At 58.5% G+C, this 23439-nt stretch carries 25 protein-coding genes and 1 other RNA gene; 18 read left to right on the forward strand and 8 right to left on the reverse strand.

Features of this window, described 5'->3' with window-relative positions; all coding sequences use genetic code 11:
- Both ABJZ52_RS05775 and ABJZ52_RS05780 read left to right on the forward strand, forming a co-directional pair.
- On the forward strand, window positions 1–1146 hold the full coding sequence (locus ABJZ52_RS05775; protein WP_348189690.1) for an ABC transporter permease: 1146 nt from the start codon (window positions 1–3) through the stop codon (window positions 1144–1146).
- Between the two features lie 11 nt (window positions 1147–1157).
- Window positions 1158–2798 (forward strand): ABC transporter ATP-binding protein, encoded by a 1641-nt coding sequence (locus ABJZ52_RS05780; RefSeq protein ID WP_348189689.1) that lies wholly within the window; start codon window positions 1158–1160, stop codon window positions 2796–2798.
- 284 nt (window positions 2799–3082) lie between these two features.
- Here the strand turns inward: ABJZ52_RS05780 and ABJZ52_RS05785 are convergent, their stop codons facing one another.
- On the reverse strand, window positions 3083–3817 hold the full coding sequence (locus ABJZ52_RS05785) for an FkbM family methyltransferase (protein ID WP_348189688.1): 735 nt from the start codon (window positions 3815–3817) through the stop codon (window positions 3083–3085).
- Window positions 3818–4026: 209 nt separating this feature from the next.
- Here ABJZ52_RS05785 and ABJZ52_RS05790 point away from each other — a divergent pair, with 209 nt between their 5' ends.
- Both ABJZ52_RS05790 and ABJZ52_RS05795 read left to right on the forward strand, forming a co-directional pair.
- On the forward strand, window positions 4027–5535 hold the full coding sequence (locus ABJZ52_RS05790; RefSeq protein ID WP_348189686.1) for a BCCT family transporter: 1509 nt from the start codon (window positions 4027–4029) through the stop codon (window positions 5533–5535).
- Entirely contained in the window at window positions 5532–5654 is a 123-nt protein-coding gene (locus tag ABJZ52_RS05795) for a hypothetical protein (RefSeq protein ID WP_348189684.1), read from the forward strand. The genes ABJZ52_RS05790 and ABJZ52_RS05795 overlap by 4 nt, the downstream gene beginning before the upstream one ends.
- Here ABJZ52_RS05795 and ABJZ52_RS05800 read toward each other — a convergent pair whose 3' ends face one another.
- The 5 genes from ABJZ52_RS05800 to ABJZ52_RS05820 form a co-directional block, all read right to left on the reverse strand.
- Window positions 5655–6857, reverse strand: a complete 1203-nt coding sequence (locus ABJZ52_RS05800; protein ID WP_348189682.1) for a lytic murein transglycosylase — start codon at window positions 6855–6857, stop codon at window positions 5655–5657. It abuts the gene before it with no gap.
- A gap of 77 nt (window positions 6858–6934) precedes the next feature.
- A complete protein-coding gene (locus ABJZ52_RS05805) occupies window positions 6935–7525 on the reverse strand; it encodes a histidine phosphatase family protein (protein ID WP_348189680.1) in 591 nt (196 codons plus the stop codon).
- 15 nt (window positions 7526–7540) lie between these two features.
- Window positions 7541–8488: an NAD(+) diphosphatase gene (gene nudC, locus ABJZ52_RS05810; protein ID WP_348189678.1), complete on the reverse strand. Its 948-nt coding sequence runs from the start codon at window positions 8486–8488 to the stop codon at window positions 7541–7543.
- A gap of 86 nt (window positions 8489–8574) precedes the next feature.
- Window positions 8575–9006 (reverse strand): HIT family protein, encoded by a 432-nt coding sequence (locus ABJZ52_RS05815; RefSeq protein ID WP_348189676.1) that lies wholly within the window; start codon window positions 9004–9006, stop codon window positions 8575–8577.
- 75 nt (window positions 9007–9081) lie between these two features.
- On the reverse strand, window positions 9082–9948 hold the full coding sequence (locus tag ABJZ52_RS05820; protein WP_348189674.1) for an ornithine carbamoyltransferase: 867 nt from the start codon (window positions 9946–9948) through the stop codon (window positions 9082–9084).
- Between the two features lie 150 nt (window positions 9949–10098).
- Here ABJZ52_RS05820 and ffs point away from each other — a divergent pair.
- The 4 genes from ffs to recR all read left to right on the forward strand — a co-directional run bounded on the left by ffs (window position 10099) and on the right by recR (window position 13474).
- Window positions 10099–10196: signal recognition particle sRNA small type (gene ffs / locus ABJZ52_RS05825), an RNA gene on the forward strand.
- A 173-nt stretch (window positions 10197–10369) separates the two neighbouring features.
- Window positions 10370–12280, forward strand: a complete 1911-nt coding sequence (locus tag ABJZ52_RS05830) for a DNA polymerase III subunit gamma/tau (protein ID WP_348189672.1) — start codon at window positions 10370–10372, stop codon at window positions 12278–12280.
- A gap of 94 nt (window positions 12281–12374) precedes the next feature.
- Window positions 12375–12695: a YbaB/EbfC family nucleoid-associated protein gene (locus ABJZ52_RS05835; protein WP_153770362.1), complete on the forward strand. Its 321-nt coding sequence runs from the start codon at window positions 12375–12377 to the stop codon at window positions 12693–12695.
- Window positions 12696–12865: 170 nt separating this feature from the next.
- A complete protein-coding gene (gene recR, locus ABJZ52_RS05840; RefSeq protein ID WP_348189669.1) occupies window positions 12866–13474 on the forward strand; it encodes a recombination mediator RecR in 609 nt (202 codons plus the stop codon).
- A gap of 15 nt (window positions 13475–13489) precedes the next feature.
- Here recR and ABJZ52_RS05845 read toward each other — a convergent pair whose 3' ends face one another.
- Window positions 13490–14227, reverse strand: coding sequence for a hypothetical protein (locus ABJZ52_RS05845; protein WP_348189667.1), 738 nt, complete (start codon window positions 14225–14227; stop codon window positions 13490–13492).
- Between the two features lie 239 nt (window positions 14228–14466).
- Between ABJZ52_RS05845 and ABJZ52_RS05850 the strand changes: the two genes are divergently transcribed.
- From ABJZ52_RS05850 to ABJZ52_RS05885, 8 genes are all read left to right on the forward strand, one after another.
- Entirely contained in the window at window positions 14467–15135 is a 669-nt protein-coding gene (locus ABJZ52_RS05850; RefSeq protein ID WP_348189665.1) for a sulfate transporter family protein, read from the forward strand.
- 315 nt (window positions 15136–15450) lie between these two features.
- Window positions 15451–15849 carry a succinate dehydrogenase, cytochrome b556 subunit gene (gene sdhC / locus ABJZ52_RS05855; RefSeq protein ID WP_348189663.1) on the forward strand — a complete coding sequence of 133 codons (399 nt, stop codon included), beginning with the start codon at window positions 15451–15453 and terminating at the stop codon, window positions 15847–15849.
- An 11-nt stretch (window positions 15850–15860) separates the two neighbouring features.
- A complete protein-coding gene (gene sdhD, locus ABJZ52_RS05860; protein WP_348189661.1) occupies window positions 15861–16244 on the forward strand; it encodes a succinate dehydrogenase, hydrophobic membrane anchor protein in 384 nt (127 codons plus the stop codon).
- 5 nt (window positions 16245–16249) lie between these two features.
- Entirely contained in the window at window positions 16250–18076 is a 1827-nt protein-coding gene (sdhA, locus tag ABJZ52_RS05865; protein WP_348189659.1) for a succinate dehydrogenase flavoprotein subunit, read from the forward strand.
- Window positions 18077–18091: 15 nt separating this feature from the next.
- A complete protein-coding gene (locus ABJZ52_RS05870; RefSeq protein ID WP_162858375.1) occupies window positions 18092–18937 on the forward strand; it encodes an FkbM family methyltransferase in 846 nt (281 codons plus the stop codon).
- A 60-nt stretch (window positions 18938–18997) separates the two neighbouring features.
- Window positions 18998–19780, forward strand: a complete 783-nt coding sequence (locus ABJZ52_RS05875) for a succinate dehydrogenase iron-sulfur subunit (protein WP_153770374.1) — start codon at window positions 18998–19000, stop codon at window positions 19778–19780.
- Window positions 19781–19895: 115 nt separating this feature from the next.
- The gene (locus tag ABJZ52_RS05880) at window positions 19896–20531 is read left to right on the forward strand and encodes a hypothetical protein (RefSeq protein WP_348189656.1); all 636 of its coding nucleotides are present in this window, start codon (window positions 19896–19898) and stop codon (window positions 20529–20531) included.
- A 347-nt stretch (window positions 20532–20878) separates the two neighbouring features.
- Window positions 20879–21166, forward strand: a complete 288-nt coding sequence (locus tag ABJZ52_RS05885; RefSeq protein WP_348189654.1) for a GIY-YIG nuclease family protein — start codon at window positions 20879–20881, stop codon at window positions 21164–21166.
- 20 nt (window positions 21167–21186) lie between these two features.
- Here the strand turns inward: ABJZ52_RS05885 and ABJZ52_RS05890 are convergent, their stop codons facing one another.
- Window positions 21187–21831, reverse strand: a complete 645-nt coding sequence (locus ABJZ52_RS05890; protein ID WP_348189652.1) for an NAD(P)H-dependent oxidoreductase — start codon at window positions 21829–21831, stop codon at window positions 21187–21189.
- A 168-nt stretch (window positions 21832–21999) separates the two neighbouring features.
- Here ABJZ52_RS05890 and ABJZ52_RS05895 point away from each other — a divergent pair, with 168 nt between their 5' ends.
- Both ABJZ52_RS05895 and ABJZ52_RS05900 read left to right on the forward strand, forming a co-directional pair.
- Window positions 22000–22977 carry a DUF808 domain-containing protein gene (locus ABJZ52_RS05895; RefSeq protein ID WP_348189650.1) on the forward strand — a complete coding sequence of 326 codons (978 nt, stop codon included), beginning with the start codon at window positions 22000–22002 and terminating at the stop codon, window positions 22975–22977.
- 74 nt (window positions 22978–23051) lie between these two features.
- Entirely contained in the window at window positions 23052–23435 is a 384-nt protein-coding gene (locus ABJZ52_RS05900; protein ID WP_348189769.1) for a VOC family protein, read from the forward strand.
- Window positions 23436–23439: the final 4 nt, after the last annotated feature.

Here is a 23439-nt window from a genome sequence, read left to right on the forward strand (position 1 = left end):
ATGGAAACCATGGTTCAAGGTGCGATGACCGGTGCGCAAGACGGGCGCAAGCGACGATTGTCGCCGATCAACCAGCGTCGTCTGGCCAACTTCAAGGCGAATCGCCGGGGTTTGTGGTCCCTGTGGATTTTTCTCATCCTCTTCGTTCTGGCGATGGGGGCGGAGTTCCTGACGAATGACCGGCCGATCCTCGTGTCCTACAAGGGCGAACTCCTGGTCCCGACCTTCGTCAACTATCCGGAGGAGAAGTTCGGCGGTTTTCTGGCTGTGACCGACTATCGTGATCCCTTCATCCAGGAGGAGATCAATGCCAACGGCTGGATGATGTGGCCGCTTGTTCGCTATTCGTATCGGACTGTGAACAACGAAATTCCGGTGCCTGCTCCAGCGCCTCCGTCCTGGATGCTGGACAAGGAAACGCGCTGTGTACGCTATGCTGAGGGCGCTGAGGATTCAAACTGTGTTGTCGGCAACTGGAACTGGCTGGGCACGGACGATCAGGGACGCGACGTGTTGGCGCGCCTTGTCTATGGCTTCCGCATTTCAGTTCTTTTCGGTCTCGCGTTGACACTGGCCTCGTCGGTGATCGGCATCGCAGCAGGCGCGGTGCAGGGTTATTACGGCGGCTGGGTCGACCTGATCTTCCAGCGCTTCATCGAGATATGGACCGCGATCCCGACGCTCTATCTGATCCTGATCGTGTCCTCGGTACTCATACCCGGGTTCTGGACGCTCTTCACGATCCTGCTGGCGTTTTCGTGGGTGGCGCTCGTTGGCGTGGTACGGGCAGAGTTTCTGCGGGGCCGGAACTTTGAATACATCGCGGCGGCTCGCGCGCTGGGCGTGTCCAACCGCACGATCATGTGGCGGCACCTCCTGCCCAACGCCATGGTCGCCACGCTCACTTTCATGCCCTTCATTCTGAACGGATCGATCTCTACGTTGACTGCGCTCGATTTTCTTGGCTTTGGCCTGCCTCCGGGGTCGGCCTCACTGGGGGAACTCCTGGCGCAGGGCAAGAACAACCTTCAGGCGCCCTGGCTCGGCATTACGGGCTTCATTGTCATCTCGCTCATGCTGAGCTTGTTGATCTTCATTGGCGAAGCCGTTCGCGACGCCTTTGATCCGCGCAAGAGCTTCGCCTGAGGAGAGCGATCATGAATAGCCAAGCAAACACTCCTCTTCTGTCCGTTGAAGATCTCTCTGTCGCCTTCGGTCAATGGGACAAGCAGAACCTGGCGGTCAAGCAGATCTCCTTCTCCGTCAACAAGGGCGAGACGGTTGCCCTGGTGGGCGAAAGTGGATCGGGCAAGTCTGTTTCGGCACTCTCGGTCTTGAAACTGCTGCCCTATCCGTCGGCCTCTCATCCCTCAGGTAAGGTGTTGTTCAATGGAACAGACCTGCTGCATGCGGATGAAAAGACCATGCGCAAGGTGCGCGGCAACGAGATCTCCATGATCTTCCAGGAGCCGATGACGTCGCTTAACCCGCTGCACAGTGTTGAAAAGCAGGTCGCGGAAGTCCTCAAGATCCACCAGGGCATGAGCGATACCAAGGCACGTCAACGCGTTCTGGAGCTTTTGACGCAGGTTGGTATCCGCGATCCTGAGACCCGTCTGAACTCCTATCCGCATCAGCTTTCCGGTGGGCAGCGACAGCGCGTCATGATCGCCATGACCCTCGCCAATGAGCCGGATCTCTTGATTGCGGACGAGCCGACCACAGCGCTTGACGTCACGGTTCAGGCTCAGATTCTGAAACTTCTGAAGGAGCTTCAGGCCGCCCGCGGCATGGCCATGCTTTTCATCACCCACGATCTTGGCATCGTTCGCAAATTCGCCGATCGGGTTTGCGTCATGACAGGCGGTGAGATTGTCGAGCAGGGACCGGTCGCCGAGATTTTCGATAACCCGCAGCATTCCTACACGCGCCATCTCCTGGCCGCCGAGCCGAAGGGCACGCCACCGGTCCAGAATGACAGCAGGCCCGTTGTGGTTCAGGCCGATGACCTGAAGGTCTGGTTTCCGATCAAGCGAGGCTTTCTGCGCAAGACGGTCGACCATGTGAAGGCTGTGGATGGTATCGATATCAAGGTCCGCAAGGGTCAGACCCTGGGGATTGTGGGCGAGAGCGGGTCAGGCAAGACAACGCTCGGACTTGCGATCCTGCGCATGATTTCCTCCACCGGACGGATCTCCTTCAACGGGTCAGATATTCAGGAAAATTCCTGGAAAGAAATGCGGCCGCTCCGCCGCGACATGCAGATCGTGTTTCAGGACCCCTTTGGCGCGTTGAGCCCGCGAATGTCCGTGTCGGACATCGTCGGTGAAGGGTTGCTGGTCCATTTCCCTGATCTGACTGCCGCGGAGCGCGATCGTAAGGTCGCTAGGGCTCTGGAGGAGGTTGGGCTCGATGCCTCAACCCGCTTCCGCTACCCGCATGAGTTTTCCGGGGGGCAGCGTCAGCGCATCTCAATCGCCCGTGCCATGGTGCTTGAACCTAAATTCGTCATGCTCGACGAGCCGACGTCAGCTCTGGACATGAGCGTTCAGGCCCAGGTCGTCGACCTCTTGCGCGACTTGCAGCGCAAACATGATCTCGCCTATCTGTTTATCTCGCACGACCTGAAAGTTGTTCGCGCCCTGGCCAATGAAGTCGTCGTCATGCGCAACGGCAAGGTGGTGGAGTCCGGCGTATCGGAAGAGATTTTCGATCGGCCCCGCACTGCCTACACCAAGGCTCTCATGGCCGCCGCCTTCAACCTGGAGACCGCCCCGGAAGGCGTGGTGAGTGAGTAGAGCCGCTGCGAGCCGTGTTCAAGGATGATGCAGCACAGCCTGGTCCGGAAAACAGTTTCTAAGTCTTTTCGGTTTTGAGTGGGAAGAACGCAGACGACTTGCAACCGAATTGCGAGTGGTCGGCGAATTACAGCAGAAATTTAGCCGCATAGATGCTTTGGGAAGAGCCGTGCCGATATTATTCGGCAATCCAAATTGAACCGGCTTTCTTTACTCGAACGGCATTGGATTATGAGGCTCGTATCCGTCATCCCCGGCGAGGGAACTCGGCTGCATCATCAGATTTAGTTTGCGAAATAAGTATTTGTTCCGAATTGCCTTTTTTTCTCAAACCCGAGTGAATTCAAAAATGTCTCGGCGGCATTATCGCCCTTTAGCAATTCCACAAGTATATGAGCTTTGTTGGTTTTCAGAATATGCTGCATACCGCGGAAAACCTTCAGCTCGGCACCTTCGACGTCGATTTTGATGATCAAGGTCTCATTTTCCATCGGCAGAAAATCATCTAGCCGCCGCACAGCACAGCTTTGCCGATGGCTGTAGTTCCAGCGCTCGGGCATAGCATCAGGTGTCAAAGTCGATACGTCTGTTGCACGAGGGTCTAAAAATAGTTCGCTTTCACTATTTTCATCGCTGGCGGCGACATTCCAAGCGCGAATCTGGGTTTGTTTGTCGTTGAGCGTGATGTTCGAAGCAAGCAGACCGAAAACCTTGCGATTTGGCTCAAATGCCTCAATTCGTGGGACGCCACATCTCGCGCCAAGAAGCGAGTAGCCGCCCCAGTTCGCACCGATGTCTATAAATGTTGTAATTCTATCTTGTTTAGAAATCGCTTCGACGAATTCATAGGCATCATCGTCGTAGTTATAGCCTGCGTATAGCTCTCGAGATGTCGGTTCTGTACTATCCAACAGCCGCCGCCCGTGCCTTGGATGATCATACAAGAAAGTTGTTTTTGTTCTTTTGGCGACAGATTTCCAAAAACGGCGATAGCGAGCTTCAAAATATTTTCTGAACAAGATGTAATCCGTGAAACTTTGAGAGACAGAGGCAATCGATCACAGTCGTCGCAAAGGGGCAACTTCTTTTCCAAATGTTGCCAGTTTGAGCCTTTTCTGGTTGCCTATATAACATCAATCAACCGAGCACACGTATTCCACGTGGCGGCAGATGCGGTTAAGGTCGCTGCGGTCAACAAGGTGAACTCGCCTAAAACGAAAGACATCACATGATTGCCGCACGTGCATTGCTGGTTGTTTCTCTGGTCGTGATTGCGGCCATTGCGGTCTGGGGCGTTGTCGATGCACCGGGTCTTGTCTCTGTCGCCTCCGTCATTGTCGATGAATATTTCCGCAGCCGTGGCTGGTTCCTGATGCTGACGGTCACCGGCATGCTTTTCTTTTGTGTCGGCCTGGCTTTTTCCCGTTACGGCGACATTCGGTTGGGCGCAGATGACGATCGGCCAGAGTTCTCCACCGCGTCCTGGATTGCAATGCTTTTTGCTGCCGGCATGGGCGTCGGGTTGCTGTTCTGGGCCGTCGCGGAGCCGCTGACCCATTTTGATTTCGCCAGGGAATTCACGATCGACCCGGTCGCGGCGGAACAGGCGCTTGTGACAACCGTCTTTCACTGGGGCATTCACGCGTGGGGCATCTATGGGGCGACCGCCCTGGTCATTGCCTATTTCAGCTTTCGGCGCGGAACACCGATGCTCGTCAGTGCTCCTGTCACCTATCTCTTTCCGCGCGAGCGCTGGGCCAGTCTTCTGGGCTGGCTTGCAGACTTCATGGCGATTGTCGCCATAGCGATCGGCGTTGGCGGCTCCATTGCCATGGGTGTCTTCCAGGTGGCCGATGGCGTGGATGTGCTTGTCGGGGGCTCGGGCGCAGGGCCCTGGCTGGTCGGCATCGTCTTTGCCGTCATGGTCGCAAGCTATATTCCCCCACTGATGATCGACCTTGGCAGCGGCATGTCCCGGCTGTCCAATCTGGCCATGCTGCTTGCCATTGGTCTGGTGGTGTTTGTCGTGATCTTCGGCCCGACAGAATACCTGCTCAATTCAATCCTGGGCACGTTTGGACAGTATCTGACGAATTTCATTCCACGCGGCTTCGAGACCTTCACCTTCTTTGACAATCATGTTGCGCAGCAGTTCAACAGTTGGACGTTGACCTACATGGTCTGGTGGATTGCCTGGGGGCCATTCGTCGGCGTTTTCGTCGCGCGTATTTCCAGGGGGCGCACGATCCGGGAATTCGTGCTCGGGGTTCTCATCGGACCAACGATCTTTTCGGTGATCTGGTTTGGTGCCTTCGGCGGCATCGGACTTTTTGAAACCCTGCAAGGCACCGGTGAACTGGCGCGTCAGGCCGCCGCGAACGCCGAGCGCGCGACCTTCGCTCTGCTGGAGCGGATGCCGTTCCCGGCGATGACCACGATCATCACCATCATCGCGGCGTTCCTGTTCATCGTCACGAGTGTCGTCAGCGCCGCCTTCGTTCTTGGCACTTTCTCGACGGGCGGAGATCCTGATCCCAAGCCCCGCATCCGGTTGATTTGGGGCATTCTCCTGGGCGTTCTGGGTTACGCGATGATCCTGTCCGGTTCCATGGACGCGGTGAAAAAACTGATCGCGCTGGGAGCCCTGCCGTTTGTCTTCATCACCGTGGTGTTGATGGTCTGCCTCTTGCGGGCGCTGGCGGAGGAAAACACGTCAGCAAAGGAGAAAACCTCATGATCGTCGGTGATCTGCTCGACACGGTTCTCAACCTTGGAACCTTCGCCTTCATCGGCTTCCTCGCCTGGCTCATGATGCGGGATTTGCCGGATCGTGATCCGGGAAGTGGTGAAGACTGACTAGCCAACCCAGCAGGTCGGGAAATAGCCGCCGGCCTCCTGATCCTTTCCGATCGATCGGCGCGTCTTGAAGCCGATGAGGCCATCCGCCCCGCCGACGTCATGCCCTTTGGCTTCCAGGGCCTGCTGCAGCGTTCTGACGGCACCCCGGGTCGTCTTCTTCGTCGGCTTCCAGGCAGCCGCAAAGCCCTTGTTGCTGCCATAGCGGTCAGCAAGATGCCCGACAAAGAGCGCATAGGTGTCGCTCTCGTTGTATTCCTTGATGACGTAGAAGTTCTCGGTCGCAATGAAAGCGGGTCCATAGCGCCCGGCGGGCATCAGGATATTGCCGGGGCGTGCAAGCTCATGGTCCGGGAATGGACGGCCGCTGACGCGTTTCACACCGGCGGTGACCCATTTGGAGATGGACGTTCGATTGTCCGGCCCTTCGAGGGCGCAGGAGATGCTGTCCGGAATGACCACTTCATAGCCCCAGTCGCGGCCTTTGACCCATCCATGTTTGGCCAGATAGTTGGCGATGGAGGCCATCGTGTCGATGTCGGATCCCCAGATGTTCGGATGATTGTCGCCATCGAAATCGACAGCGTATTTCAGATAGCTCGAGGGCATGAACTGCGGTTGGCCCATGGCGCCGCCCCAGGAGCTTTTCATCGCCTTGCGTGAGACATCGCCGTTTTGCAGGATCTTCAGGGCTGCGATCAGTTCGTCCTTGAAGAAGTCCCGTCGCTGGCCCATGAAGGCGCGGGTCGCCAGAACGCGGATCGCGTCATGGGGGATCTTCGCGCCGCCATAGCCCGATTCTCTCGCCCAGATCGCCAGAATGATCCGCTTGGGCACGCCGTAGCGTTTCTCGATGGCGGCAAGGGATCTTGCGTGCTTTTTCATGAGCCGTCTGCCGCCCGGCACCAGTGCGTTGAACTGGCTGTTCTTGAAGTAATTTGCGGGAGCCCGGAATTCTGCCTGGAAATTGACCTTGGGCGGGGTTCCCTTACCGCCGGGACCCACAAGGCCGGGCAAGGAGGTGTCGGGTGTCAGCCCTTGAAGCTCCCGTGAGAGTGTTGCTTCCTTGACCCCGGCAGCCTGGGCCGCCGGTTTGACGTCGGCCTCGAGAAAGCGCCTGAACTCCGCGTCATGCTTTCCGGCTTGCACTGGAGAGACAAGGAGGCAGGCGAGGGTGGCAATCGTCGGAAAAAATCGGCTCACGAAAAGGCTCCGGGATGCGGCATCATGGTGCCATGATCGTAACATGGACAAGGTGAACCGCTGAACCTCCGCCCGATTTATTCCGTAGATAACCGTTCCCAGGAAAGGTTCGTTGCCGTTTGCTGCAAGAGGTCCGATTTCTCGAACCGGTACCAGCACCCGCCACCGCCGGATTGGTCATGGCTCCGCGAAATCGGCACATTCATCAAGTGGCATTTCAGCAAGGTGCCGACACCCCCATGCCCTGTAAAGAGCACTGGCTCGCTTTCCTCGATATCCGTCAGACAGGCCAAGATCCCGGAGACAATCCGTTTTTGTGCGCCACGTGCTGTTTCCCAACCCCGTACGCTCTGATCCGGATGAGCGAAAAACTGGTCCGCCACCTGCTCGAACTCGTCGGGTGGCAGGAATCCGGTCGCAGACCGGTCATTCTCGTGAAGCACCTCGACCGGGGTGACCGGTAAGCCGAAGGGCCGGGCAAAGACCTTTCCGGTTTCAATGGCCTTGCGCTCGGCGCTTGAGATTACGTACCTGATCGATGTGGCCCAGGGCAGTTGCGCTGCCGCTTCGGCGCGCTGGCGGCCAAGCTCTGAAAGACCCCAGTCAGGCACGGGGACGTCAGGGTCGATCTGAACCTGTGGATGCGTCAGGTAAATGCAAAAGGTCATGGTGTCCTGTCGGGATCAGGAAGTGCGTCCGTCCATCCAGTCGGTGATCAGCTGGTAGGCGATGGAAATGGAAGGTGGAATCTTGTCGCCATTGGGATGTGTGCCGTCGATCATCTGTTGCACCTCGGCCCGGTCGCACCAGCGGCAGGCTTCGAGTTCATCATCCTCCAGGTAAATCTCGCTGGACGTGGCCCTGCCGTAGCAACCGAGCATCAGATTGGAAGGAAATGGCCAGGGCTGGTTTGACCGGAGCCAGACGTCTCCCACGGAAATGCCCGCTTCCTCCATGGTCTCGCGACGAACCGCCTGTTCAACTGTTTCACCCGGCTCCATGAAGCCTGCCAGCGTTGTGAAGATGCCTTCCGGCAGTCTGGGAGGGCGGCCAAGAAGAGCGCGGTCATTCTCGTCGATGATCAACATGATCACGCAAGCGTCCGTGCGTGGGAAATGCTGTCCGCCACAGGAAGGGCATTCGCGCCGATAGCCGGCATCGGCAAGGTTCGAGGGGTGTCCGCAACGCGAGCAGAACTTGTGTGTCCGGTGCCAATGGATCATCGCACGGGCCTGGGCCAGAACGCTTGTGTCTTCAGCAGAAAGGTCTCCCTGGATCGCAAGGGTCCTGAGATCAATCGGCGTGAGGTTTTCGAGCAGCTCGATCTCCTCGTCGCTCATTTCGATGCAAGTGGCAAAAAGCGGGTTACTGCCGTCAGGATTTTGCCCGAGAAAGACCATCTCCTCCCGCAAGGCACCAAGCTCCAGCGCTTTTTCCAAAGTGTGGCGCATGTTTACGGGTCCGGAGGTATCCAGTATCAGCTGCGTCGCCGTGGACAGAACAATTCCGGCATCCGGTGCCTGAAGACGGCTTTCGATCCAGGCCGCATCTGTCCGTTTGGTCGACTGACGATCAATCGTGTTGTCGACAAAACTCATGGGTGGGCGCAGGGTGCGATCGGTGGCCGTCATGCGGTCGGGTCCTTGACTTGCTGAAGCCGGCAGACGTGCCGGATTGCGGGCTTGCTGGGATTAAGTGGCTGAATTGCTCTTGTGTCCTACTCGGCGAGTGCCTCTTGCAGGGCAGAAATCAGGTCATTGGCCTTGGTGCCCTCATAAGGCACCGGCGGAACGGCGCCCCAGACAGGTGCTGGCCAGGCAGGATCCTCGCGAAACCGTGCAACCACATGGACATGAAGTTGGGAAACGACATTGCCGATGGCAGCCACATTCAGCTTTTCGCAATTCGTCGCGGCCTTGAGGGCTGCACTGACCTTGCCGGTCTCCTCCATCAATTTGGTCTGTTCGGCGGGCGCCAGGTCGATGATCTCGATGAGGTCCTTGCGGCGAGGAATGAGGAGCAGCCAAGGGTAATTGGCATCCTTCATCAGTCGGACCGCGCAAAGCTCAAGGTCACTGACAGGATGGCTGTCGCCTTCAAGGCGCGGGTTCAGGTCGAAGGCAATCATGTTGGCTCGGTCCGTACTCATGAGATCCCAATTGCAAATGGAGTATAGTGCCTTGGCAGGAAAATGCCGCTGAAATCGCGACCGCCGAACACAAGGTCATTTGTTGTTCAAGGCCCACTCCAGATAGGCATTTTGAGCATGCATCAGATAGGCCTTTGCCGCAGTCGCTGCAAACGTCGGGTGAAGCATGGCGTCTATCGAGACTTCACGGCCACGGCTGACTGGTGGGCAAGGGATGAAGTGTCCGCCCGGTCGGATCGTGTCGAGATGCGCTGCCGTGACCTGATAGCGGCGCAAGAGCGCGTCGTTGGTGTTCTTGGGCCAGCAGTCCGTGATGACCACATCGGCTTCGCGGATGGCGGACATGCTGTCGGTGGTCTCGATCGAGCCCACCGTCGCTTCATCCTCGTTCATGAGATAATTTGTATCATAGAGCTGAATGAGACGGATCGGCAGCACCCTTGCGGCTTCGACCCAGGACTGCAGGATGTTGCCGATGGGCGCAACGGCGACAACGGTTAGGCCGTCCAGAGAACCACGCTGGGCATGCAGGTAGCTCAGGTCGCCGAGAGTTTCGCAAGGATGGTTGATCTTGGTTTTGAGGTTCATGATCGGAAACGGTGCGGCCTCCGCGAAAGCCCGTAGGCGCCGTAGGAGAGGCGTGCGGACAGCCACAAGTTCGACCCAGTTGTTTAAATATCCCGCCAGGTCTTCCAGCGTTTCGCCACCGGCGAAGGAAATCGGCAGCTTGACGCAATGACCACCCATGACCTGGATGCCAAGATCCAGAGCAGATGTGTTGCGCCAACCGGCATCGTCGACGATCAGACCGATGCGCCGACCTGAAAGTGATTGCGGCATCCGCCGTTCAGCCCAGGCCTGAGCGAGAACTTCGGCGCGTCGGGCTAGAGAGAGGAGCAATTCCGGTGACAGGTCGTCGAGGGCAAGCAGATCGCGTGTCATGAAAGGCTTTTCGGTCAAAGGAAAATCTGACGGTGAAGGCCATCAGGCCAGAGGAAGGGCCGAGATAAGACACCCAATTCGGTCGTCTGGCAAACAAACTTTGTCTTGCCTCTTGCCAAGAGCCACCCTTCTCCTGATATAAGGGCCTCGGAAGGTTGGTGGTGGACGAGCCACTCGCCAACCGGGTCAGGTCCGGAAGGAAGCAGCCCTAACGAGATCCGGCACGGGTCATCGTGCCAGCCTTCCACCTACTTCCCCTCATTCTTCGCATGAAATGTCAGCCTGCATGTGGCTTTGACGCAGCGCGTGCATGGACCGATCGGCGCCTGACGCAGCCGTCTGTGGAAGCTGGTGGAGCCTTGCACAAAAAAGTTGTCGCCAAGCCGCGACAGCTCTGCGCAAAAGACGGTATGGTGCGCCCATGGATGATATTGCCTTTCCGACAGCGGGAGAGGGGGCAGGCGCCCCAGCTTCCAAAGACAGTGCCTACCGCGTTCTGGCCCGCAAGTACCGGCCCCAGACCTTTGAGGATCTGGTCGGTCAGGAACCCATGGTTCAGACCCTGGAGAACGCGTTTGACACCGGCCGGATTGCTCAGGCGTGGATGCTGACCGGCGTTCGCGGTGTCGGCAAGACGACCACCGCGCGTATTCTCGCCCGAGGCCTGAATTATGAAGTGCCTGGCGTTGCCGACAAACCGACGGTGCGCCTCGAGCAGGAAGGCAGCCACTGCAAGGCAATCATGGAAGGCCGCCACGTCGATGTAATCGAGATGGATGCCGCTTCCCACACCGGCATCAACGACATTCGAGAGATCACCGACGCGGCCCGCTACCGTCCCGCCACGGCGCGCTACAAGGTCTACATCATCGATGAGGTCCACATGCTGTCGAACGCGGCTTTCAACGGTCTCTTGAAGACCCTGGAAGAGCCGCCGGAGCATGTGAAATTCATCTTTGCGACCACCGAAATCCGCAAGGTGCCAGTTACGGTTCTGTCCCGTTGTCAGCGCTTTGATCTGCGCCGGATCGATCAGCCCAAGCTGGTTGGCCTGCTGCGCAGGATCTCTGACGCGGAAAACATCCAGATCACCGATGAGGCCCTGACGCTGATTGCCCGCGCGGGCGAAGGTTCAGCGCGTGATTCCCTGTCTCTCTTGGATCAGGCCATGGCCCATGGCGCGGGCGCGATCGAGGCGCCGGATGTGCGCTCGATGCTGGGTCTTGCGGACCGCGCCAGGGTCATCGACCTTTTTGAACACGTCATGAGTGGCAACATCGCTGCGGCCATGGAAGAGCTTGCGGCCCAATATGCGGTTGGCGCGGATCCGGCTGTGGTTTTGACCGATCTTGCCGATTTTACCCATCTGGTCACGCGTTTGAAGATCGTCCCCAAGGCGGGGGATGATGTTTCCGTCACCGAGACAGAACGGGTGCGTGGCCATGAGTTCGCCGAAAAGCTCTCCATGCGGCTGTTGTCGCGGGCCTGGCAGATCCTTCTGAAGGGTGTGCAGGAGGTTCAGAGTGCGCCCAAGCCGCTGGCTGCGGCCGATATGGTTCTGGTGCGTCTGGCCTATGCGGCAGATCTGCCCGATCCGGGCGATGCCCTCGCGCTTTTGCGCAGCGGCGGACTTGTACCTGCTGGAGGCGGCGCACCTGCCGGTCAGGGCGGACCTTCGGGCTCGGGACCTTCAGCGCAGGCGCAGTCCGGACACACTCAGTCCGGGCCTGCCTCGGGCGGCAACGGCGGGCCGGGTGCTATCATGACCACGTCGCTCGGCCGTCCGCGGCTGGAGGCGATTGCAGGCGGCGCTGGTCAGGTGGCCGCGCAAGCTGCCCCGCAGCGGATCATTCGTCCGGAACCGCAGGCGGAGCCTGAACCGGCCGTCGCCAAGGTCGTGCTCGCCAATCTGCGTGACTGTGTGGCGCTCGCCTCTGAAAAGCGCGACATCCCCATGAAGGTCGCGATCATGCGCCAGATGCGTCTGGTTAAGTTCGAGCCGGGCCGGATCGAGATCCAGCCGACTGAAGATGCATCGGCGGACATCGCCGGCGAATTCGGCCGAAAGCTGACCGAATGGACCGGGACGCGCTGGATTGTGAGCGTCAGCCGCACCCAGGGGCGTCCGACGATCCATGAAGAAGAGGTCGCCAACCAGGAGCAGCTGCTGTCCGACGCCCGTTCGCATCCGACGGTTTCGGCGCTTCTGAGCAGCTTCCCCGGTGCGAAGGTCGTCGATGTGCGCGTTCAGGAGAGTGAGGAAGAGGATCCGGAATTGGCCGATCCCCTGCTGGCCGAAGCGCTGGGCGACGATGACACCGACGAGATTTAGTTTGCCTCTTACCGGCAGCCCGACTAAGGCCCATATCAAGCAACAGACGCCGCGACGCGCGGTTTTGGCACAATAGACACGGAGCACGAGGACAATGGACTTCCTCAAGATGATGAAGCAGGCAAAGCAGATGCAGGAGCAGATGGGCTCGCTGCAGGAAGCTTTTTCCGAAATCGAGACCGAAGGCACTTCCGGTGGCGGCATGGTCAGCATCAAGATCGCCGGCAAGGGCGAAATCCGCAGCCTGAAGATCGATCCATCCATGTTCAAGGAAGACGATGTCGAGATCCTCGAAGACTTGATCATTGCAGCTCACAATGAGGCCCGCATCAAGGCTGAAGCCATGATGCAGGAAAAGACCCAGGAACTCATGGGTGGGATGGGCCTTCCGGCCGGCATGAAGCTGCCGTTCTGATCCAAAGCTTGCGCAGATCCTCACCGTCGCCCTCCCGGGCTTGATCCGGGATCGGCGAGCCGGGGCGATAGCTTTCTTGCCAAGGACTGCAATTTGTCTTCCCGGTTTGCCGCACAGCGGCAGGACGGGGATCTAGTACACGTCGGCTTCTTTAACGAGCAAAACGAGACATGTCGCAGAACAAGGTTGCAGGCCCCGAGATTGAACAGCTGATCAAGCTCCTGGCGAAATTGCCGGGCCTCGGTCCGCGATCGGCCCGCCGGGCAGCCCTGCATCTGATCAAAAAGAAAGACCAGCTTCTGGTTCCCCTGGCAGAAGCCATGGGCGTTGCTGTAGACAAGATTGGCGTCTGTTCAACTTGCGGAACGGTCGACACCTCAGATCCTTGCGCCATTTGCGCCGATCCGCGCCGGGATCAGGCCACGCTGGTCGTGGTGGAAGATGTCGCCGATCTCTGGGCGCTGGAGCGAGCCGCAGCGATCAATGCGCGCTACCATGTGCTGGGAGGAACGCTTTCGCCGCTCGACGGCATCGGTCCGGATGATCTCAACATCGCGGGTCTGGTTGAGCGCTGCCGGGCGGAAACGATCAGCGAAGTCATCCTCGCGATCAACGCCACGGTCGAGGGGCAGACCACCGCCCACTACATCACCGACCAGCTTGCCGGCCTTGATGTCAGCATCACGCGGCTGGCCCATGGCGTGCCGGTCGGCGGCGAACTTGATTACCTCGACGAGGGCACGCTCGCCCAGGCCCTCAAGGCCCGCACGCGGTTTTAGCCGGTTTCCGAACGATCAGTAGGTCGTTGTCGAACTGCTTTCCCAAATCGTTTTCGTGTCACCCTCGCTGGCCGGTATGGTGAATTCCGAACTTCCAGCCTTGCGCTGCAGTGCATTGGCCGCTGCCTGGGCATATTCGAAGATGAGCTGATTGAGGCGATTGGATTTTCCGTATGTCGGTCCCTTTTCCGGGCCGCCCGCCAGTGTGATCGCCCCGTCGTCGATGCGGCTGATCGGTTCAACCTCTCGGAACGGCAGGCCTGTGTCCATATCATAGAGTGTCAATCCGGCTACGAACTGCGGGTTATCCGGCCGTTTTTTGCCGTCGACGAAAACCTGGGTGCCGGTGAGCTGCTGCAGACCGAAGCGGCTGCGGATGAACACGGATTTGACAGTCACGACGGCGCGAACCGGGCGTGTGCCGGTCATCAGCGGCTTGAGCGCGTCTTCCACGTGCGGTTTGACGTTGGCGGCAATGGCGGTTTCCAGAGCCGCTTGTCGCCCTTGCTGATTGGTCAGGCCGAAACGCGTGCCAAGGGCGCCAAGCGTGGAGCCACCGGAAACGCTCTCGCTGATTTCCCCATCCAGATCAGAGACGAGCAGAGGTCGTTCCGCATTGGAGAAATCGACGTCCACCTGCGCCAGGCTGATCTCGTTCAGATAGCTCGACTGCGGCGTGTTCGGAACGCTCTGGCAGGCGGTCAGGAACATTGCCGCCGCTCCCACCATACCCGCGCCGGCCAAGCGCTTCAAAGATCTCGCCTGAGATTTGAAATCGGAAATCGCCACAGAACCCCTCAAAGTCATGTTCGTGGAAATGCCTATAGCAGGTTTTCCCGGTGCCTGGTATCGATCGATGCAAAGACAGATGACCTCGAACCCGCCTGTGGCAAAATCGTCGCCAGCTCTTCGCAATACCCTCGCTATCCCTTGCACCGTCCCGTCATCCCCCCTATCTCGAAGGCACTGATCACAAACCGTTGAAAGTGCCCATGTTCGCTGCTGCCTCCCGTGCCATGTCCCAGGTCTTCGAGCCGCAGTTTCGCAAGATCTTTCTGAAGATGCTCGGGTTCACGCTGGCCGTTCTCGTGGTGATCTGGATCGCGCTTCAGGGGCTGGTCGCGGGCTTCGTCGAGCTGCCTTATCCCTGGCTGGAAACGGCCTTGTCGATCCTGACGGGCATTGGTGCCGTCATCGGCCTCGGGTTTCTGATCGCGCCGGTCTCGGCGCTCTTCGCCGGCCTCTTTCAGGATGAGATCGCCGATATCGTAGAGGCGCGAGACTATCCGCAGGACGCGCCGGGCAGGGCCATGGCGGTGATCCCGTCCATTGTTCTGGCGCTGAAGTTCACCGGCATTGTTCTTCTGGGCAACCTCTTTGCCCTGTTCCTGCTGTTGATTCCGGGGATCAATCTGGTCGCATTCTTTGTGGTCAATGGTTACCTGCTTGGCCGTGAATTCTTTGAATTCGCCGCAACCCGATTCATGCCGGTTGCCGAGGCGAAGCGACTGCGCAAGGCGCGCAGTGGAACGGTCTTCATGGGCGGGCTTGTGATTGCAGGAGTTCTTGCAGTGCCGATCCTCAACCTGGTGACACCGATTTTTGCAACAATTTTCATGATGCATCTGTTCAAACGGGTGCAGGCGAATGCGCCCATCTGACGCACATACTGCCCTGCATCGCGAAATGTGACGGTGTTTGACCGGCTTTGGCGATGAAACGCGGACATTTCCACTCGAAAAATTGCCAGCCTCACAAAAACCTTTGGCACAACTGAAACGGTTGAAGTCTGAAAAATCAGCGAAAACAGTCTCCCACACCGTCAAATTTCGCGAGAAAGCGCAGAACTCGTTTAACATTCACCCTTAGGATGCTTTGACGAGATGAGGTGTTGGCGCTAGAACCCTTCTAGACAACGCCTTGAATTGCTTACGCTTACGTGAACGTAAGATGGCGTCGTACGGGAGAGATATTCCATGTCGAATGCCGACCTGAAGGGCAATCGCCCTCTGTCGCCCCATCTTCAGATCTATAAGCCGATCCTGACGATGGTCATGTCGATCCTGCACCGCATCACCGGTGCGGCCCTTTATTTCGGGACGATCCTGATGGTCTGGTGGCTCGTTGCCGCCGCTGCCGGCCCGGCCTATTTCGAATTCGTCAGTGAGGTCTTCGGCTCGATTATCGGGCAGCTGATCCTGTTCGGCTTCACCTGGGCCCTGGTGCATCACATGCTTGGCGGTTTGCGCCACTTCGTCTGGGACATGGGCGCCGGTTTCGGTGCCGAGGCGAGAGAGTGGATGGCGCGAGCCACGATCATCGGTTCCGTCGTTCTGACCGTGGTCCTCTGGATCATCGGCTACATCGTTCGCTGAGGGAGACTGACATGACTGATATGCGCACGCCCCTCAACAAGGTCCGCGGCCTTGGCTCTGCCAAGGAGGGCACGGACCACTTCTGGAAGCAGCGTCTGACCGCTGTTGCCAACGTTTTCCTGATCTCCTTCTTTGTGATCCTCGTCATTTCCCTGCAAGGGGCTGGCTATGAGGGAACGGTCAAGGCGCTCGGAAATCCGCTTGTCGCGATCCTGATGCTGCTGGTGATCCTCTCCGGCGTCTACCACATGAAACTGGGCATGCAGGTGATCATCGAGGATTACGTCCACGGAGAGGGCATCAAGGTGCTTCTCCTGATCGGCAACATCTTCTTTTGTGCCCTCATCGGCTTCGGCGCAATCTTCGCCGTGCTCAAGATCGGCTTTGGAGGCTGACCCGAATGGCCAAGACATATGAATTCGTCGAACACACCCATGACGTGGTGGTGGTCGGCGCTGGCGGCGCAGGTCTTCGCGCCACCCTCGGCATGGCCGAGCAGGGCCTGAGAACGGCCTGTATCACCAAGGTTTTCCCGACCCGTTCCCACACTGTTGCGGCACAGGGTGGCATCGCTGCCTCGCTCAAGAACATGACGCCGGACAGCTGGGAATGGCACATGTACGACACGGTGAAGGGCTCCGACTGGCTCGGTGACACCGACGCCATGGAGTATCTGGCCCGTGAAGCGCCCAAGGCGGTCTACGAGCTGGAGCACTACGGCGTGCCCTTCTCGCGCACCGAGGATGGCCGCATCTATCAGCGCCCCTTCGGCGGCCACATGCAGAACTACGGCGACGGCCCTCCCGTGCAGCGCACTTGCGCGGCGGCAGACCGGACAGGTCACGCCATCCTGCATACGCTGTACGGCCAGTCCCTGCGCCACAACGCCGAGTTCTACATCGAGTATTTTGCGCTCGACCTGATCATGTCGGAAGACGGCGTCTGCCAGGGCGTGATCGCATGGAACCTCGACGACGGCACCATCCACCGCTTCTCCGCCAAGATGGTCGTTCTGGCCACCGGCGGCTACGGCCGGGCCTACTTCTCGGCAACCTCCGCCCACACCTGTACCGGTGACGGCGGCGGCATGGTCGCCCGTGCGGGCCTGCCGATGCAGGATATGGAATTCGTTCAGTTCCACCCGACCGGCATCTATGGCTCCGGCTGTCTGATTACGGAAGGTGCTCGCGGCGAAGGCGGCTATCTGGTCAACTCCGAAGGTGAGCGTTTCATGGAACGCTATGCGCCTTCCGCCAAGGACCTTGCCTCACGTGACGTTGTCTCTCGCTGCATGACCATGGAGATCCGCGAAGGACGTGGTGTCGGCAAGGACAAGGATCACATCTTCCTGCATCTGGATCACCTGGATCCGGCCATGCTGGCCGAGCGTCTTCCGGGCATTTCGGAAAGCGCGCGGATCTTTGCAGGCGTTGATGTGACCAAGGAACCGATCCCGGTCCTGCCGACGGTTCACTACAACATGGGCGGCGTCCCGACCAACTACTGGGGCGAGGTGCTGAACGCGAACGCTGACAATCCGGACCGCATCCAGCCTGGCCTGATGGCCGTGGGTGAAGCCGGCTGTGCCTCCGTTCATGGCGCGAACCGTCTTGGCTCCAACTCCCTCATCGACCTTGTGGTCTTCGGCCGCGCGGCTGCGATCCGGGCTGCTGAAGTGGTTGATCCCAAGGAAGCCGTGCCGACCCCGAGTGAAGCCTCCTGTGAGAAAATCATGGATCGCTTCGATGGTCTGCGCAATGCCAGCGGCTCGATCGCGACGGCCGACCTTCGCGACAAGATGCAGCGGACCATGCAGGAGGACGCAGCCGTCTTCCGGACCCAGGAAAGCCTGGAGCAGGGTTGCAAGCGCATGAGTGCGATCTGGGGCGAGATGAAGGACCTCAAGGTCTCCGATCGCTCCATGATCTGGAACTCGGACCTTGTCGAAACCCTCGAGCTGGAAAACCTGATGGCCAACGCCATCACCACGGTTTACGGCGCGGAGGCCCGCAAGGAATCCCGTGGCGCCCATGCACGCGAGGACTACAAGGACGGTCCGCTCGGCGGTCGGAATGACGATGAATGGCGCAAGCACACCCTCTCGTGGGTAGATGAAGCCGGCAACGTCAAGCTCGACTACCGCGCAGTCGTCACCGAACCCTTGACCAAGCTCGAGGACGGCGGCATCGACCCCAAGAAGATCGCGCCGAAAGCGCGTGTCTACTAAGGAGCGGCGGAACCCTTGAGCGCACAGGCGACCCTCACGGACACGGTCAGCCCCTTCGGCACCTACAAGGTCGAAGGGCTGGTTCGATATGCGTGGAAGCTGGCGGATCATCACGATCTGTCGGCCTCCCTGCGCAAGCGCATCCGTGCTCTGGTCGCACATCTGTTTAAGGGTCCCTATGACACGGAAGCCGATGGTCTGAAGTTCCGGATCTATCCGGGTCAGAACTACGACGACCGCAAGATTCTGGCCAAGGGGCGCCTCCCGGAGCGGGCCGAGCACAAGTTGCTCCAGCCTTATCTGGCCCCGGGTTCTGTCTTCGTCGACGTCGGCGCCAACATTGGCAGCTATGCACTTTTTGCTGCCCATTGCGGCGCCGAGGTTCTAGCCGTGGAAGCCAATCCGGAAACGGCGGCCAAGCTGCGCTTCAACCTGACGGCCAACGACCTTGGCAAGGTGCAGCTGGCGGAAGTTGCCATCGGTGACAAGGCCGGCACCCTGTCACTGTGGTCCGAGCCGACCAACTGCGGCTTTGCCACATTGGTCGAGGATTTGACCACCGGCGAATGGGCTGGCGACTGGTCTCCGAAAGATGTTGCCGTGCGTCCGCTGGCAGATGTGGTTGCCGACAAGGGCCTGGCCCGGATCGATGTTCTGAAAGTGGACGTGGAAGGCTTCGAGGACCGTGTGGTCCTGCCTTTCCTGCGCAATTCGGACCGGGCGCTTTGGCCCCGTGTCATCATGCTTGAAACAAACTGCCGGCCGCATTGGGCCGAGGATTGTACTTCCGAACTGGAAGCCCTCGGATACCGCGCAGCCGGATCGACACATGACAATACGGTCTTTGAGCTCGCAAGCTAAAGATCGGTGATTTAAGCGGCCCGGACGCGAATCCAGGGCCCAAACGCGGAGCGATGAAAAATGGTTCAGCTGACGCTTCCCCGGAACTCCCAGGTGACGGAAGGCAAGGTTTGGGACAAGCCTGCCGGCGCGACAAACCTGCGTGAGTACCGCATCTACCGCTGGAATCCGGATGATGGCCGCAACCCGCGGGTCGACACCTATTTCGTCGATGCCGACGATTGCGGTCCGATGGTTCTGGACGGCCTGATCTACATCAAGAACAAGATCGATCCGACCCTGACCTTCCGCCGGTCCTGCCGCGAAGGCATTTGTGGCTCGTGCGCCATGAACATCGACGGCACCAACACCCTGGCCTGTACCAAGGGCACGGATGAAGTCGCCGGCGATGTGGTGAAGATCTACCCGCTGCCGCATATGCCGGTGGTCAAGGATCTGGTGCCTGATCTCACCAACTTCTACGCCCAGCATCGCTCCATCGAGCCCTGGCTGCAGACGGTTTCGCCGGCCCCGGAAAAGGAGTGGCGTCAGTCCCACGAAGACCGTGCCAAGCTGGATGGTCTCTACGAGTGCATCCTATGCGCCTGTTGCTCCACGTCTTGCCCGAGCTACTGGTGGAACGGCGACCGCTACCTCGGCCCGGCCGTTCTGTTGCAGGCCTACCGCTGGCTCATCGACAGCCGCGACGAAGCCACCGGCGAGCGTCTGGACAACTTGGAAGACCCCTTCCGCCTCTACCGCTGCCACACCATCATGAACTGCTCTCAGGCATGTCCAAAAGGCCTCAATCCGGCCAAGGCCATCGCCGAGATCAAGAAGATGATGGTCGAACGCCGCGTCTGATCTTCAGCCGCAACCCGCATTTCGAAAGGCCGCCCTCTGGGCGGCTTTTTTTGTCCTCTTGAAGTGTTTAGATTTAATCTTCGATCATAGTCGAGCAAGTTAGCTAGAGAAAAACATGACAGTCTTGGCAGAGTATCGAAATCGATATGTACCCGTGAAGTATTTTTTAAATTCATACCGTGCTTACTCAGATGGTCGAAATGGGATAGATCATCTTGAGAAGTACCTTGCGACTGAAAATATTTTAGTTTCTGATTGGAAAGTAATTTGGATAGGAACATGCACATTGCTACGGAGCTCCATCGACCTTTTCAAAGTTGATTCTAATAGCTGTATCAATGAGGACATCCGAAACTCTCTCAAATTTGAGTGGAGCCAAATCAAGCGTGATAAAGACGTTCACCCGATATTTTGGGAGTTTTTACAGAAGGAGCGAAATAATATTATTCATGAATATCAATGGGCAGCATACGAACAATGGCTAAGTGACGATGGCAATTATCATCCTCCAAAAATTTCATTATTAAGTTCAAAACCTGAAGATATGCAGTCGGTTCTCATCATGAGAAAAGGCCATTATAAAGGCCGTAACTCACTAGACTTACTAAAAGAAAGTGCTGATTGGGTAGAAGAGCGGATCTCCAATTCTATCAAGAGAGCTGGTTTCAATCCAAATGAAGTGCGAAGGTTAGGAGATTTCTCAAAACCATCATCGACATCAAGTGGGATCTTGGGGCCTCTATCAGAATGACAGTACTACGTTCGGGAGTGCTCTTTTTTGCTATTTGGCGGGGGAACAGCAGTTGATCATCACGAAGCGCAGGCCCCTAGTTCGGAACGTTTTTATAGCAACGTGAACTAGGATCCCACTTGCCGCATTCCTGCACATTGGAACCTTGATCCTTAGACCGTCATCTGACGCGATGTGGATTGGATCCCCGCACGGAGGCGGGGATGACGACTGAGAATGGGGCAAGGAATTGCCTCTCACCGCGCCAGACTTAAGCTCGTCACATCAGATTTGAGTGATAAAACTGCTTCAAAGAAAAGCGGTCATCCCCGCCTTGTGCGGGGATCCAATGCCGCTCACACTAGGGGATGGCGTTTTATGTCTACCTGTTGGCGAGCCGCAGGCATGGAACATTTTCCACGGGCGTGACCAATGACCTCGCCGGGCGCATTCATGAACACCGGGACGGGCAAGGCAGCTCCTTCACTCGGCGGTATCATGTTTTTCGGCTGGTTTATTACGAGACCTACCTCACGCCCGAAGAAGCCATCCGCCGGGAGAAACGGCTGAAACGTTGGCCCCGTGACTGGAAAATCAGGACAATCGAGGCTTCTAATCCTGAGTGGCGGGATCTCTATGAAGAGTTGAACCGCTAACGCGCGACCGGCATGCCTCTCTACGGCGCGTTGCGCTGGGACGGCTCCTTGGCAAAGGCTCCGGTTCCGGCCGCTTGCTGGCGCTGCCGCGCGGCAGCCTCGCCCCACCAGACAAGCTGGTCGAAGGTGCGCGCGAAATAGGTCTGCCACCGGCCGGCGTCGACATCCTCGGCATAACCGCCGTCTTCGGTGAAGACCTCCTGGGCTTTCGGCACATGGATCATGGCGGACACCGGCAGGCAGCCAAGTTCGCTCAGGAAGGTGCGCATGTTGACCGCCGCCCGTGCGCCGCCCCATTGACCGGCGGAATAGGTGGCAATGGCGCTTGGCTTGAAGGCAAACAGCGAGGCGCCGAAATGGTTTAGCAGATTGGCGAGCGCCGGGCTCATGGAGTGATTATATTCCGGGCTCACCATGACATAGCCGTCTGCCGCTTCGATCTTATGCGCGAGCCTGTCCAGAGCCTCCGGCGCCTTGCCCGCCGCATAGGCAAACTGCGGCTTGAAGACGGCATCGAGCTCAAGCTCCAGCGGATCGATCAGCTCCACCGCGTGACCCTGCCTCGCCAGCTGTTCCACACAGGCGCGGGCGACCCGCTCTCCCAGTCTGGCCGGACGTGGCGGCGTGCTGTCGCGTACGGATCCCAGCAACACAAGGATTTTCATGACGGTGTCTCCGGCTTTGGCGTGTGTTGATCGGCACAATGGAAGGCGGCGCTGCGGTTGGCCAGAGGGAAAATTCCGGCTGGACCGGGCACTGGGTCTTTCCGCATTTGGCTTGTCGCAAAATCAGGCTAAGTTCCCCCAAAGCATGAAGATGATTCTGGAGCGCGCATGAGCGGACTACTTGCCCTTCTCGATGATGTCGCCGGCATTGCCAAGGTGGCGGCGGCCTCCGTCGATGATGTGATTGGCCAGGCCGCCAAGGCCGGATCGAAGGCTGCCGGTGCGGTGATCGATGATGCAGCCGTCACACCCAAATACGTTGCCGGCTTTCATCCGGCCCGGGAGCTTCCGATCGTCTGGCGCATCGCCAAGGGATCGCTCAAGAACAAGCTGATTTTCCTGTTGCCGATCGGTCTGCTGTTAAACGCGTTTTTGCCGGGGATCATCACACCTCTGTTGATGATCGGTGGCGGCTATCTGTGTTTCGAGGGCGCGGAGAAGATCATCCACATCTTCAGCCCGCATCATGTCGATGCGGACCAGCCGAAGGATCTCGTGCAGGATCCTACCCATCTCGAAGAGCAGAAAGTCGCCGGCGCGATCAAGACCGATTTCATCCTCTCGGCGGAGATCATGACCATCGCCCTGTCCGAGATCCCGGATGGCAGCATCTGGATGGAAGCGGCGACCCTCGCCGTTGTCGCCATCGGTATCACGGTCATGGTCTATGGCTCGGTGGCGCTGATCGTCAAGGCGGACGACATGGGCCTGATGATGGCGCAGAAGGGGGCGCTTTCGATTGTTCGCGGCCTTGGTCACGGTATCGTCAAGGCCATGCCCTGGCTGATGAAACTCCTCATGGTTGTCGGCACGGCCGCGATGCTCTGGGTCGGCGGATCCATCGTCATTCACGGGCTGAAAGACCTGGGAGTGAAAAGCCTCTACGACACCATTCACGATCTGGCCCATGGATTTGCGCATTCCATCGGCACGGCCGAAGGCTTCCTGGCCTGGTTCGCCACAGCGACCATGGACGGCATTCTCGGACTTGCCCTCGGCATGATCCTGGTTCCGGTCGTGATCAAGGTCATTGAGCCGCTCTGGACGCTGGTGAGTGGCACATGGAGGTCGGCCAAAGACCATTAAGAGCTTGTCAAAAGCGTTTAAATGTTCTTGCATTGTTCCGGTGTCTATCTCTACTGCAGGAGCAATCCTTGGCCATCATCGATCACATTGGCTTTGACGTGGCCGACTACGCCGCCGCCAGGGCGTTTTACGACAAGGCCCTGGCTCCCCTCGGCATCACCATGCTGATGGAAGTCGGTCCTGAGCAGACCGGCAGTGTTTCCTATTGCGGTTATGGCGTGGATAAGCCGGAATTCTGGATTGGCGGCGCGCAGGCAATCGGCGGCACCCTGCATGTCGCTTTTGCGGCTTCGACCCGCGCCGTTGTCGACGCATTCTACGAGGCGGCGATGGCTGCCGGTGGCAAGGACAACGGTGCGCCGGGTCTTCGTCCGCACTACCACGAGAATTACTACGGCGCCTTTGTGATCGATCCGGATGGTCACAACATCGAAGCCGTCTGTCACCTGCCCGAATAGCACA

Source organism: Roseibium sp., assembly GCF_039982295.1.
In the GTDB taxonomy this organism is placed as follows: Bacteria; Pseudomonadota; Alphaproteobacteria; order Rhizobiales; family Stappiaceae; genus Roseibium.